Here is a 13,821-nt window from a genome sequence, read left to right on the forward strand (position 1 = left end):
CACCCCGGCCCGAGACCCCGCCCCAAGCCCGACCCGAACCCCAGCCAGGGGTTCGCTCCCAGCCTCAGCACGAGGCCGGGAGCGAGTCGCGAGCCGATCACCAGCCCCAGCACCAATCTCCGTCCCAGCCTCAGCCGCAGGCCCACTTCCACTCCCACTCCCACTCCCGCGACCATGGCCGGGAGCGAGATCACGACCGTGGACGTGATCGTCGCCGCGGGACAGCCCTGGCCTTCCTGGGGGTGCTGGCCTTCTCCGGATCCTTCCCCGCCACCGTCTACGCGATGCAGGGCTTCGACCCCTGGCTCGTCGCGGTGGGCAGGGCCGCCCTGGCAGGCGTACTGGCCCTGATCTGCCTGGGGGCCAGCGGTCGCCCACTTCTTCCACGCAGAGCCGAGTGGCCCTCGTACGCGCTGATCTCCGGCGGCGTCGTCTTCGGCTTCCCCGTCTTCAGCGGCCTGGCCCTGGCCCTCGGAGCCGGCACCGCACACTCCGCCGTCGTCATCGGCCTGCTCCCGGCCGCCACGGCCGCCTGCGCCGTCCTGAGAGCCTCAGAACGACCCCGCCCGCTGTTCTGGGTCGCCTGCGCGGCCGGCGCCGCCGCCATCACGGCCTTCACCCTCATCCAGCACCAGGGCAGCGCGTCCTGGCCCGACCTGCTCCTCGTCGCCGCCCTGCTGTCGGCGGCGGCCGGCTACACCGAAGGCGCCCGCCTGACCAGGCAGACCCCTGGCTGGCAGGTCATCTCGCACGTCCTCGTGCTCTCCCTTCCGGTGACGCTCCCCGTGTCGGCGGTCCTGGCCCTCACCACTCCGATCACCATCACCCCCGAGGCCGTCGCCGGGCTCGCGTACGTGGCGGCGATCTCGATGTTCCTCGGTTTCATCCCCTGGTACGCGGGCCTGGCCAGAGGCGGCATCGCCAGAGCGGGCCAGACCCAGCTCACCCAGCCGCTGCTGACCCTGGTGTGGGCCTGGTTCCTGATGGGCGAGCGCTTCGGCCCGGCGACCGTGCTCGCGGCCGTGGCCGTGCTCGTCTGCGTGGCCGTCACCCAGCGCGCCCGTACTTGAAAGCCGTGACGCCGCGCCGCAGGATGGGAGAGGAGGTGTCACACCAATGGCTGACCTCACGATCCCGGAAGGCGGATTCTGGCCGGCGCCGGAAATCCCGCAGCCCAATATCTATCCCATGGAATGGCGAGTGGAGACCGAGAAGCTCGCCGCCATATACGAGAAATCCAAGCGTGTGGTCTGGAACCCGGCCGACCTGCCCTGGGACGGCCTCGATCCCGACGACTTCACGCGGGAGCAGCGCCTGGGCATCATGTACTGGTTCGCGGTCCTGGCGAACTTCGACGCCTCGGGGCCTGCGGTGTTCGCCCGCGCCACCATCCAGGCCTTCGAGAAGCACGAAGAGGACCCGGTCAGAAAGTGTTTCTTCTCGATCACCCGTGACGAGATGAACCACGAGGAATGCTGCCAGCGTACGATCGCCAGACTCTGGCCGGGCGGCCCGCTCGACTGGACACCGGCGGACGACCTCGAATCGGCCGCCCACAACAACATCGGCTGGCTCTACCACAACGGCGGCCGCTACTGGACCGGCTACACCTCGGCCGTGGGAAAGTATTCGCTGCCCGTTCTCTTCACCAGTTTCATGATGGGCGAGATGGCCGCCTCCACCCTGTTCAGAGGCATGGCCTCGGGCACGAGTCATCCCGTCTTCGGCGAGATGTTCCAGCGGATCGGCCGCGACGAGTCACGCCATCTGCAGATCTGCATGACCATTCTCGAAACCGAATGGCCCGGCCTGACCGACGAGACCCGTACATTGATCACCCGGCAATTGAGGGCCGGTTTCGTCTTTCTCAGCATGATTCTCTGGGAGCCGCCGGAAGGCTTCTGGGAGCTTCCCCCTTACTTCCTGCCCAACCATCGCGTCCTCATGGACCATGCGCGGGAGGCGGGGCTGGGGGTGCTGTCGTACGAGGAGCAGGCGGAGAACTGGCGGGTGGCGATGGCACGCGTCCGAGCCATCGTCGAACGGTGGGGGATCGCCTTTCCCGCCATTCCCGAGCTGGACCTGGAAGGAGTCCCCGTGGACTTCATCGACCCGGAGGACATCATCCCGGTCTTCTGACGCCTCGTTCCGAAGGCGGCGGCCGAGGACTTCGGAACGCCATGGAGCGGCGTTTCCCGAAGCTGTCGTACGGCGGTCACCCGGGTGCCGTCATGTCATGTAACGGCCACACGACGCCGTCGTATGGCCGGCGACTTCTAGGATGACCTCATGTGGCCGCGCATAGACGGACTCAGGGTCCTCGAACTGGGCACTCCCGGCAAACTCCGCACCCGGCTCACCGACCTCACCTTGTCGGGCGCCAAGACGGCCACAGCCGGCCTCCTGCCCCTCGACTACGAGGCCGAGGGCGAGGAGCTGGAGCAGGTCGGAGAGAGACTCGTCCTGGTGAACTCCTCCGGGGAACGCGCCGCGGAGATCGAGATCACGCGAGTCGAACGGACACCGTTCGCCGAGGTGAGCTGGGAGTTCGCCCAGGCGGAGGGGGAGGGGTACAGCTCGACGGAGGACTGGCGGGAGACGCACCGCCGCTATTGGGCGGAGCAGGGGTACGAGGTGAACCACGACACCACGGTGGTGTGCCTGTGGTACCGGGTCGTGTCACGCGTAGGCCAGCCGCCGAGCGGAAATCCAGCCCCAGCCGCGTGATGTCGTCTCGCTCACGGCACTGAGACACCGCCCCTCACGTTCGTCGGCGAGGCCCCCCCACCGTGCAGGTGCGGCACTGTCTCGCACGTTCGCGTGAGACGTCCCGCGCCATGGAAGCGGGCGTACCCGTTGCTCGGCTCGTCCGCGGCTTGGCCGCCGGACGGCACGGCACCCTCTTACCGGGTTCGCAAGAGACGTATCACCATCGAACAGGCGTAACCCGACCCCTCTACTCGTCGGAGACGTCCGCTACCGACCACGGGTGACACCACTTCGTCTGCCTGCCGGAGCCATCCCGTCGTCCCTGTCCACCGGCACGCCAACTCCGCGTACCCTGCCACTCGCCGGCCTGCTTGCCCCCATCGCTCGGAATGACGGCCCACATGCCCGGAATGACGTCGACAGAGCCGAGTGAGTTTCTGACCCGCACAGCCTTATCCGCCCTGCCCAGATCGGCGATGCGCCCCGACACCGTCGATCCACCTTCTCGCCGCGACCACCACCACCATCTCCGGCGGCATCAACATCCGGCCAGCGGCACCTACATCAGGCCAAGGCGTCTGTACCGGCCGGCGGGGAGAGTAGGACAGACGGCGAACAGTAGGACAGACGGGAGGACAGACGGACACCTGTCGGGGCGCCTGACATCCCATGCGGCTGAGCCGTAACCCTCGACCCCAACACGCCCCATTTGCCGCATCCCCTGTAGCCCCCGGTCCCCTGCAGCCGCCGCATCCCCATATCCGCCGCATCACTCCGACACCGGCCACTGCTCCACAGGGGCGACGAAACTGCCACGATGCGGAATGCTGTACGCCCATCCCTCCTCCCGCAGCAACGTAAGAGCCCGCCGTACGGTCTCCCGCGCCGCACGGAATTCACGCACCAGATCGACCTCACTCGGCAGCGGCTTACCCGGCACCAAGGCACCACTTCTGATCCGCTTTCTGACCTCATCGGCGATGTGTCGATAGAACGGCGTCTGCCTGCCCGATGGCCCGGTCTGGCCGGGAGCGTTGACAAATGTCCCCTCTCCTTGCCGCGTATGAACCAGCCCTTGGTTGCGTAGCACGCGAATCGCCCTGCGCGCGGTCGTCCGCGCGACCTTGAACTCCCGCTGGATCCCCGCCTCGCTGATCACAAGATCCCCAGGCGAAAGATCGGCGATGATGCGCGCTTTGATGACCTCGCTGATCTGGAGATACAGGTACGTCCCGCCCTCGCGATTCGGCACGCTACAAGGTTATCCAACGACCCCGTCAAACACAGGGCAATCAAACGCCCCGATTCCCCGGCCACTTTTCGGGATCGGCCACAAACGTACCTCTATACGGCACGGTGAAGACCCACCCCTGCTCCCGCAGATGCGCGACGGCCTGCCGCACCGTCACCTTCGCCACACCATATTGCCGTATCATCACTTTCTCACCGGGAATGGCACTGTTTGGCGCGATCTCACCTCGCCGGATACGTTCGACAACTTCTCCAGCGATTCTCCGATATATAGGCACCTTCCGTGGCGTGCGAGGAATGCCCGGCTGGCCGACGTACGTCCCCTCCCCCGGAACCGTGTACGCCAGCCCCCGCTCCCGCAGTTCCCTGGCGACGCGACGCGCGGTCGTCCGAGCGATGCCATAGTGCTCTTCGAGCGCGGCCTCACTCGGAAGAACATCGCCAGGTCGAAGCACCCCACGGTCGATCTGTTCGCGGATCAGGCCGGCGACCTGCTGATAGAGCGGCACGGGACCCGTACGATCGAGCACGCCCGGATTATAAACATTTCAACTGTCCTGTTTCATCGCCCACGGCCACCCCCTTCACCCCGACCACACCAGTCGACCTACACCGGCAAAGAAGGGATGAGATCACGACCGCCACCAGCCGCGGCCGGCACGACCAAGACTCCAGCCGGGACGAGGCCACCAGGAGCCGTCCCGGTGCATCCAACCCCGAACCGTCACAACCGGCGATCAGTGGGTGACGAAGGATCTTTGTGGTACCTCCCCGCTGAGCGCTGGATCGACGATCTCGGCGCGTGTCACGAATCACGGCGAAGCTGGGCGGACAAGAAATCACACCCCCTGCGGGACGTCACCCTGGGTGCTACTCCTTTAGCGCCTCACCGACCCAAGACGCCCCCGTCCGCACTCAGCATCGCGAAGGCGAGCCTTACAGGGCGCGGACGGCGGGGCGGGGATGGGAAGGCGTCGAGTGCCCGCCTGGCACCAGCAGCACCAGCGGCCCTTGCCCCACCGTCTGCACCGGCGACGGCAGCGGCGGCCCTGTGTGCTGTCCGTGTCGGCCGCATCGGCAGCACCGGCGACCCTGTGCCCCGTCCCCGCTGACGCGTCAGTGGCACCGGTAGCTCCGTATGCCGTCCGCGCAGGCAGCCACGTCGGGCCTGTAACGCCTTGTGCGTCGGCAGCGGGCAGCCCCCGAGCCCCTGTGCGCAGTCCGCGCCGGCAGCCCTGCGTGCCGTCCGCACCAGCAGCGCCGAGAGCACCGGCGGCACCGGCGGCTCCGCGGGGCGTCGCCACGGGTGCTACTCCTCTGGATCGTCACCGGCTCAAAGACACCCCTGCTCGGGACTCAGCGTCACGAAGGGAGGGGAGCCCTGCCGAGCGCGAACGATGAGCCGCGAGATGGCGAGGCGTCAAAGGCGCGTTCGGCGCCAGCGGCACTACCAGCCCGGCACGCCGTTCGCACCGGCACTAGCAGCAGGTAGCACCGGCAGCCCTGCGTGCCGGCCGTGCAGGCAGCACCGGCAGCCCTGCGTGCCGTCCGAGCGGGCAGCCGCGGCGGCCTTCTGCATCGTCCGCATCGGCAGCACCCCAGCGCCAGCGGCACCGGCATGCCGTCCGCGCAGGCAGCCCCTATGCGGCCTCCGGGGCGGTCCTGTGGACCCTCTGCGCAGGCGGCACCGATGACCCTGTGTGTGTTGTCCACACCGGGGCGCCGGCAGCATATGTCGACGGCGCCTGGAGTACTTGCAGCACCCCGAGCACCTGCGGCGGTTGATCTCAGTGGGCCACCGGAGCGGAAGTGGCACTGCATCTGGGATGCACGTGGGGACGTCGGCCACGAACCGCGGGACGCGAGCCCGTGGACCGCAGGACCCGCAGGCGATCCGATCGCCCCTCTTCGCAGAGATGCGGTGCTGGGGCCGGGCCGGGAAATGGTGACGGCCATCGCGGTCCCTTGAAGACGCAGTTCAAGGGATGTCATCGCGATGGCCGCAGACAACAGTGTGCCGCCTGAGCCACCGTTTAGTGAAGGGGTTCCTAACCGGTGGCTCCGACTTTCTGTTGCGATCCCCGGTGAAGGCCATGGGTCGCACCTGGCGAACACAAGCTGTTGCCCCCACGCGCCACCGAACGGGAAACACGTCCCCGCTCGGTGGCGCAGGTACGAGCGGACGCCCAATTTGCGCCATTGCCATCGCAAATTGCGAACCGGACACCGTTGGCAATGACCCGCTTTGGGACGCCATCGCTGACGTACCGTGCGTCTTGCCTGATCCAGCTAATGTGTCCACCCGAACCCGCCATATCCTCCAATATGGCGAGAATGGGCTTCGACAGGATCGGGCAAGACCATGTACGTGGCCCCGTGCTTACCAGGGGCATGGTGCCACGCCATGGCGAGTTGTGGCCGGCTGACGTCCATAACGGCCTACCCGCGCCATTAGATTCTCATGGGTGCCCCTTGGAAAACCACCGTTCGACGCTATATCCAGGATCATTCCGTTTGCAGCGTGCCGACCTCCTGATGTGCGCTGCAATCGATTTAGGTGGGAATCCGCCTCCAGGCTCCGTCCGTGATGATCAGATGGTCGAGGAACCGCAGCCCGACGGTCTCTGCGGCTTCGATGAGCCTGGCCGTCGCCTCCAGATCGGCCGAACTCGGCTCCAGTGACCCGCCGGGATGATTGTGGGCAAGCCCGAACATCGCCCCGCCGGCCGTGAGCACTTCTGTGATGACCTCCCGTACCGGCATCACGGTCTGATCGCTCCCGCCCTCCGTCAGCACCGCGCGCTTCAGCACCCGCCCACCGGTGTCGCAGACGACCAGGACCAGCCGCTCATGGGTGCAGCCGCGCAACAGCGGCTCGCATGCGTACGCCAGATCGGACGTGCTGGTGATCCGCGTACGCTCAGGACAGGCTCCGGCCCGGCGCGCCAGATGGAACGCCGCCGTCACCCGCGCGGCCTTGGCCGGCCCGATGCCGTGCAGCGCCAGTAACCGGTGCGGGTCGGAACGGCCGAGCCCATCGAGATCTCCACAGTGCTCGATCACTTGGCTGGCCAGGTCGAGGGCGCTCGCCCCGCGGAACCCGGAGCCGAGCAGGACGGCCAGCAGCTCTCGGTCCGCCAGTGCGGCGGCACCCGAAGCCATCAGACGTTCGCGCGGTCGGTCGCGCTCGGACAGGTCTTTGACTCGCATCGGCAACCTCCGCAACCGTTGTATCAACCCGCACCGACAATCTCTGACCTGCGCATTCGCCGAGATCGATCGCACGATATGCGCGTAACGTCCCCATCTGTTGGGAGGGGGTGGGTGCGTGGGTCGCGGCTCTCATCTAGGTGCGGAACTAGCTGGGCGGTATGCGCCGCGCGACCGACAGGCGGCCCGGTGGTGCTGTCCGGCGTCGATACGGTCATGGCCGGGTGTATGGCGGCGCGGTGGGGGCCGGTAGGTGGCGACAAGGTCACGGTCCGGCGCGTGGCCGCATGTCATGGCCCGGCGTGCGTCGGCGCGGCCGTGGCCTCGGCCTGCGGCTACGTGGCCGCGGTCCGGCCTGCGGTGGTCGGCCCCTGATGAAGTGGGCGGAGGCGGCAGTGGTGGCCGCGTCTCGCCGAGTGGAAGTCAACGATCTTCCTGAGCGCCGTTTACCTGGGTGAACGAGGCTGAGTCGGGGCACTGCACGGCTTCGAGCGAGTCGCGCTTCAGAGGGACGACATCCGACTCGTGGATATCGGAAGTATCCAGACAAGCGGGTGGGTGGCGGGGTTGCTGTTCGCGGGAAACGCCCAGACGCTCGTGGTCGGATAGCCGCTCTGAAGGACCAGAGGCGGCAGCGAATTCAGGACACGTGAACGAATGGAGGCAGGAGCGGCCAATTGAAGGGGGTGGATCTCTGCATGGCGCCCCTGCCCGAAAGAAGAGTAATCCGTAACCGGCGGCGGGGTACTGCTTTTCGCTTCTCCGAGTGCTGGGCGGAGGTGGCTGGTGTCCCATGTATCATTGATTCGCGCAATGTACGGGAAATGCGGATTTGAAGACGCCCAGCCGAGTTGCGAATGAAGGTTATTCGCGTGTGTAACCTGGCTGAACAGAAACGTACGCAGGAAATTGTTCTTTTCGGTGGGAAGTCACCTGCCGACTTCCGCGCCCGGGCAGCCGACGGAGTAGACGCGGGAGCGAAAGCGTCAGAGGGAAGCCGTTCTGCGCGACGTGGTGGCCGTCGGTCGACGCTCGTACCGGCCACGGTGTCGACGCCGCTCCGAGGACCGGTTCCGCCGGATCACCGAGTGGACACCCGGCCCGGGCCTGGCCCAGGGACGATCCAGTCGCACGAATTTCGTAGTGAGCGGCGTACGGCCGGTCTTCGGGTGACACGTCCCGAGCCTGATCCACCGCCCTGCCGTGATCGGGTCCGGTCGACAGAACTCTTGATCCTCAGTCGAGTCGCGCCCAGGCCGCACATCTCCGCACACGTACACAGGTCCAAGGCGGTGCAAGCCCCGCCGAATCGCCCCGGCGTTCAGCGTACGGCCCGCCGCCGGCTCAGACACCTCGCCAGTACGGAAGCTCCGGGCGAGACGGGGCCACTCGCCCGGAGCTTCCCGCCCTAAACAGGCATGCTGTACATCACCCGGAAGCGATCGCCGGGAATCACGATGTCGCTGGTCTCCACCGGACGGTCACCCGCCCAGTGCGTACGTTCGACATGCAAGACATGCACGCCCGCCGCCAGATCGAGCGCATCGCTCTCCGCCGGGCGAGGAATGCGGGTATGCACGCTTTCGACGATCTCGGTGATCTTTATCCCGTGCCCGTACATCCGCGCGACCAGGCTCCGCCGCTCCTCGTCCGAATGGGCGGCGAACTCCCGCAGCTCGTAGGACGTGGCCAGTTGGAGTGGTTTGCCGTCCCCGCGGAAGACGTAGTGCGTTCTGGTCAGCGTGGCCGACTCGGGCAGGCGGAGCCGCCTGGCGATGTCGGGGCCCGCTTCGGCCGGCTCGCTGTGCCAGTCCCAGGTCACGCGCCGGCCCTGGGACTGCAGGTCGGCGGCGAACGGGGCGGGATGATCAAGAAAACGCCATCGGTAGAGCGGGGTGAGATCGGGGCGTTCTCTGACGTAATGGCCCGATCCCACTCGGCCGATGATGAGGCCTTCGCCCGCGAGCACACGTAGCGCGTGACGGGCGGCGGTCTCGCCGACCTGGTATTTACGGGTCAGCTGCGCCCGCGAAGGAATAGGCGCGCCGGGGGGAAGGGTGCCGTCGGTGATCTGTCGCCGGATGTCTTCGACGACACGCAGGTAGACCGGATCTGAGGTGGCCACTAGTGCATCCCTGGGGGTTCGTGTGAGGCGTTGCCCCATGTTGCCGTATTCGACAGGTAACCGACCGTCATCGATGACTGCTGGAGCCCCAACTTTGCGATGGTGGAAAATTATCGGAGAAACCCTGTAACGCCGATGTAAGGGGTGCCGATTCTCCGATAGAGGTCGTCGATGTGTGTACCCCCGAGCACATATCGGCGACCTCTTCCATGTCCGCCTCGGGACGTGGTTCTACCTGCCGGGTGCAGAACCCCTGGTCGGTCCAGCTTTTCGAGGCTCGGGAACGAGGCGCGCGAACGCCGGTTCGGCGGCCTCGCCACCCCATGCCGGTCCAGGCCCCCGCGGACCGGATCCCGTCCAGTCTGCGCAATTGGTTGTCGCTCGGGCAGATCGCTGCCATCTTCAGTCGCGGTCCTCACGCTTCGTGAACGCGGAGCGCTCGGTCTGCGTCTCGTGAGCTCGTGAAAGGCCGGGTGCGCTGAGCCGCCTGCCGTCTGAGGTGGGTCGCTGGGCATGGAGCACAAGTGGTCCTCGGGTACCGCCGTTGAGTGGCCGTACACGAGAGGCGGCATTCCTCCTAAGTTGCGAGCTCGAAGGCGTTTCCGGCCTACCTGTGAAGCTCCCTCCCGCAGGGTTCGCGTGCGACCGTGCTCCAACGACGTCAAACACCCGAGAGGTGCATCATGCTCGACATCGGCAGGCTTCTCCCGTCTGACCGGAACGTGTGGGAAGGCTTGTTCCGTTCGTACATCGCCTTCTACGGGCGGGTCGAGCCGGATGAGATGTACGACCGGGCGTGGCATGAGTTCCGGGCCGATGCCACGCTGCACGCGCTCGGGGCGAGGATCGACGGGCGGTTGGTCGGCATCACACACTTCCTGACCCATGGGAACACCTCGGCACCCGGTACGGAAGTCTGCTACCTGCAAGACCTGTTCACCGCTCCAGATGCCCGCGGCAAGGGTGTGGGCCGCGCCCTGATCGAGGCCGTGGCGGATTGGGCTCGGGGCCGCGGCTGCTCGCGGGTGTACTGGAACACGCACGAGTCGAACAGCACGGCACGGCACTTGTACGACAAGGTCGCCGAGAACCGGGGTTTCATCCGCTATCAGATCGAACTGTCGTCGTAGGCGGCCAAGCGGTGGCTGTCGGAGGAAATCGCTCATGGGCCATCGAGCTCCGTGAAACTGTCCTGGCCGGTCAAGATGTGGCTCCGGTACGTGCCTCTAGCGGTGACACTTTCGTAGCTGAGCGTCGTGCCCGGCCGGGGGTTCGAGGCACTTACCGGCTCATGAGTTGTCGGGCCTGGGATCTTGCGAAGCGCGATGCCACGGTCGTAATGGGCTGAGATGTCGGTGCTTCAGCGGTGCGGTCGGCCCGGTGGGCGTGCCGGTTCGTGACGCCGAGACTTCGTAGATGGGGGCACTTTGGCCGGTGGCGGACGTCAATGGCTTTCGGGCGGCAACGTCGACGGCGTCTCGGCCCGCTGCTGGATCGACGATTCCCGCGTGCTGCCATCCGTGCCGCGCCTCCAGGGCACCCTGTCCTTGAACGGCGAGAATGCGTCCCCGAGACGGGGATGGCCACGGTGGGCGGACGATCAAGCGACCCTGGTCCTCGAGCACACTCTTCTCCGGACTCACGATCGCCTCCGATACGCTGCCGAATCCGCGTCGCCTGGCTCATCGGCGACGGTCGGGGGAGTCGGTTTCATCGCTTACCGTTGAGGTGCTGGGCGGCAACGTCCGGCGAAAGGGGGCAAAAGGCGGCTCCAGGCAGGCAAAGCGGGGTGGCGACGTCCAATGGTTTTCTGAATCCAGGTAGCGTTCGCACTATGGCATCGCCAACTGGAACCACTGACGCGCCCTTCGGCCGTATGCTGACCGCGATGGTCACGCCGTTCACCTCCGACGGCGAGGTCGATTATGTGGCTGTGCGACGTCTTGCCGCTTATCTGGTGGATGAGCAGCGCAACGACGGCTTGATCGTCAACGGGACGACCGGTGAGTCGCCCACCACCTCGGATGAGGAAAAGCAGCGCATCGTCGGCGCCGTCCTCGAGGCGGTAGGTGATCGCGCGACCGTGGTGGCGGGAGCCGGCACCAACGACACTCGCCACAGCGTCGAACTCGCGAAGCAGGCAGCCCGCGCCGGCGCGCACGGTCTGCTGGTGGTGACGCCTTACTACAACAAGCCTCCACAAGAAGGGCTGTACCGGCATTTCACCGCCGTCGCCGACGCGACCGACCTGCCGGCGATGCTGTACGACATTCCCGGTCGTAGCGGCGTACCGATCAAGACCGAGACCTTGATCCGGCTGGCGCAGCACGACCGTATCGTGGCCGTGAAGGACGCCAAGGGCGACCTCTTCGCCGCGAGCCAGGTGATGAGCTCGACCGATCTCGCCTTCTACTCCGGCGACGACCTGCTCAACCTGGCCTGGCTGTCCCTCGGCGCGGCCGGGTTCGTCAGCGTCGTCGGGCACGTGGTGGGCGCCGAACTGGCGCGCATGATCCACCTGCACAAGAACGGGGACGTCGAGCAGGCGATGGCCATACACGGCCAGGTGGCGCCCGTGGTGGACGGGATCATGCTGCGCGCCGGCGGCGCGATCATGGCAAAGGCGGCACTGAGCATGGTGGGGGTACCGGCCGGTCCGGTACGCCTGCCGCTCGTGGACGCGACAGAGAAGCAAATCGCCGAGCTGCGTGCTTGCCTGGTAGCCGGCGGGGTGAAGTTGACAGACGCATAGGAACGGGGAGGAACCGGGAGTTTTGAGAACAAGATCTGACCGTGGGGGCCAGGCATGAGCCATCCGCATCCTGAGCTTGGCCCCCCGCCGATGCTGCCCGAAGGCGGCTTGCGCATCGTTGCGCTCGGTGGGTTGGGGGAAATCGGCAGAAACATGGCCGTCTTCGAATATGACGGTCGCCTGCTGGTCGTTGACTGCGGGGTGCTGTTCCCCGAGCCCGACCAGCCGGGTGTCGATCTGATCCTGCCCGACTTCGAGTACATCAGGGATCGGCTCGACGACGTCGAAGCCGTGGTGCTGACGCACGCTCACGAGGACCATATCGGGGCGGTGCCGTACCTCCTGCGAGAGCGACGCAATATCCCGCTCATCGGCTCCAGACTCACGCTTGCCCTGATCGAGGCCAAGCTGACCGAACACAGGATCCAGCCGACCAAGGTCGAGGTCGTCGAGGGCGAGCGGCACACGTTCGGGCCGTTCGACTGCGAGTTCCTCGCGGTCAACCATTCGATCCCCGACGCGCTGGCCGTCGCCATCAGGACCCCCGCAGGCATCGTCCTGCACACCGGCGACTTCCGCATGGACCAGTTGCCCAGCGACGGCCGCCTCACCGACCTCGGCGGTTTCGCCAGGCTCGGCACCGAGGGCGTCGACCTGTTGATGTCCGACTCCACCAACGCCGAGGTGCCGGGATTCGTCACCAGCGAGCGTGAGATCGGGCCGGTCATCGACGAGGTGATCCGGACGTCCGAGCAGCGGGTCATCGTGGCCAGCTTCGCGTCGCACGTACACCGCATCCAGCAGGTGATGGACGCCGCCGCCAAGCACCGCCGCAAGGTGGCCCTGGTCGGCCGGTCGATGGTGCGCAACATGGGCGTGGCCCGCGACCTCGGCTATCTCAAGGTGCCGCCGGACCTGATCGTCGACTCGCGCGACATCGAGGAGTGGCCGCCCAAGGACGTGGTGCTCATCTGCACCGGATCCCAGGGCGAGCCGATGGCAGCGCTGTCCAGGATGGCCAACCGCGACCATCCGATCCGCATCGCCGAAGGCGACACCGTGCTGCTGGCGTCGTCGCTGGTGCCCGGGAACGAGACGGCGGTCAACAAGGTCATCAATGGGCTGACCAGGTGGGGCGCCCGGGTGGTGCACAAGGGCAACGCCAAGGTGCACGTCTCCGGCCACGCGGCCGCGGGCGAGCTCCTGTACGTGCTCAACCTGACCCGTCCGTCGAACTTCATGCCGGTGCACGGTGAGTGGCGCCATCTGCGCGCCCACGCCAAGCTGGCGGCCCTCACCGGCGTGCCCGAGGATCACATCGTCATCGCCGAGGACGGCGTCGTGGTCGACCTGGTCGACGGACGCGCCAAGATCGTGGGCGCGGTTCACGCCGGATACGTCTACGTGGACGGCTCGTCCGTGGGTGAGATCACCGACACCTCGCTGAAGGACCGCCGGATCCTGGGCGACGAAGGATTCATCTCCGTCGTCGTGGTCGTGGACTCCAACACGGGCAAGCTCACCGCCGGCCCTGAGATCCACGCGCGAGGGTCGGGCATCGATCCGATGCAGTTCGACGAGTTCATTCCGCAGATCCAAAGGGCCCTCGAGGAGAAGGCCGCGGATGGTGTGGTCGACATGCAGGAGATCCGCCGGGTCGTACGTCGCACGGTGGGCCGCTGGGTCAGCGACACCTATCGCCGCAGGCCCATGATCATCCCCGTGGTGCTCGAAGTCTGAGCCGGGTGAGGGTACGGCAGGTGTCCCTGCCTGC

Annotated in this window: 10 protein-coding genes; 6 read left to right on the plus strand and 4 right to left on the minus strand. The window is 66.7% G+C overall.

Going from position 1 to position 13,821, the window contains the following annotated elements; genetic code table 11:
* The first annotated feature begins 242 nt into the window (after positions 1-242).
* The 3 genes from ABFX54_RS31220 to ABFX54_RS31230 all read left to right on the plus strand — a co-directional run bounded on the left by ABFX54_RS31220 (position 243) and on the right by ABFX54_RS31230 (position 2,727).
* Positions 243-1,070 (plus strand): DMT family transporter, encoded by an 828-nt coding sequence (locus ABFX54_RS31220; RefSeq protein WP_487047325.1) that lies wholly within the window; start codon positions 243-245, stop codon positions 1,068-1,070.
* 118 nt (positions 1,071-1,188) lie between these two features.
* On the plus strand, positions 1,189-2,139 hold the full coding sequence (locus tag ABFX54_RS31225; protein WP_346110150.1) for a hypothetical protein: 951 nt from the start codon (positions 1,189-1,191) through the stop codon (positions 2,137-2,139).
* A gap of 150 nt (positions 2,140-2,289) precedes the next feature.
* A complete protein-coding gene (locus ABFX54_RS31230; RefSeq protein WP_346110151.1) occupies positions 2,290-2,727 on the plus strand; it encodes an ASCH domain-containing protein in 438 nt (145 codons plus the stop codon).
* 751 nt (positions 2,728-3,478) lie between these two features.
* Here the strand turns inward: ABFX54_RS31230 and ABFX54_RS31235 are convergent.
* The 4 genes from ABFX54_RS31235 to ABFX54_RS31250 form a co-directional block, all read right to left on the minus strand.
* Positions 3,479-3,961 carry a GntR family transcriptional regulator gene (locus tag ABFX54_RS31235; protein WP_346110152.1) on the minus strand — a complete coding sequence of 161 codons (483 nt, stop codon included), beginning with the start codon at positions 3,959-3,961 and terminating at the stop codon, positions 3,479-3,481.
* Between the two features lie 40 nt (positions 3,962-4,001).
* Positions 4,002-4,490 (minus strand): GntR family transcriptional regulator, encoded by a 489-nt coding sequence (locus ABFX54_RS31240; RefSeq protein WP_346110153.1) that lies wholly within the window; start codon positions 4,488-4,490, stop codon positions 4,002-4,004.
* Positions 4,491-6,513: 2,023 nt separating this feature from the next.
* The gene (locus ABFX54_RS31245) at positions 6,514-7,170 is read right to left on the minus strand and encodes a JAB domain-containing protein (RefSeq protein ID WP_346110154.1); all 657 of its coding nucleotides are present in this window, start codon (positions 7,168-7,170) and stop codon (positions 6,514-6,516) included.
* A 1,408-nt stretch (positions 7,171-8,578) separates the two neighbouring features.
* Positions 8,579-9,295, minus strand: a complete 717-nt coding sequence (locus ABFX54_RS31250; RefSeq protein WP_346110155.1) for a GntR family transcriptional regulator — start codon at positions 9,293-9,295, stop codon at positions 8,579-8,581.
* A gap of 683 nt (positions 9,296-9,978) precedes the next feature.
* On the opposite strand from ABFX54_RS31250, the gene ABFX54_RS31255 reads away from it, so the two are divergent.
* From ABFX54_RS31255 to ABFX54_RS31265, 3 genes are all read left to right on the plus strand, one after another.
* A complete protein-coding gene (locus tag ABFX54_RS31255) occupies positions 9,979-10,425 on the plus strand; it encodes a GNAT family N-acetyltransferase (protein WP_346110156.1) in 447 nt (148 codons plus the stop codon).
* A 704-nt stretch (positions 10,426-11,129) separates the two neighbouring features.
* Entirely contained in the window at positions 11,130-12,047 is a 918-nt protein-coding gene (gene dapA, locus ABFX54_RS31260; protein ID WP_346110157.1) for a 4-hydroxy-tetrahydrodipicolinate synthase, read from the plus strand.
* A 54-nt stretch (positions 12,048-12,101) separates the two neighbouring features.
* A complete protein-coding gene (locus ABFX54_RS31265; protein ID WP_346110158.1) occupies positions 12,102-13,787 on the plus strand; it encodes a ribonuclease J in 1,686 nt (561 codons plus the stop codon).
* The last annotated feature ends 34 nt before the right edge of the window (positions 13,788-13,821 follow it).

The organism is Nonomuraea maheshkhaliensis, from assembly GCF_039529435.1.
In the GTDB taxonomy this organism is placed as follows: Bacteria; Actinomycetota; Actinomycetes; order Streptosporangiales; family Streptosporangiaceae; genus Nonomuraea; species Nonomuraea maheshkhaliensis.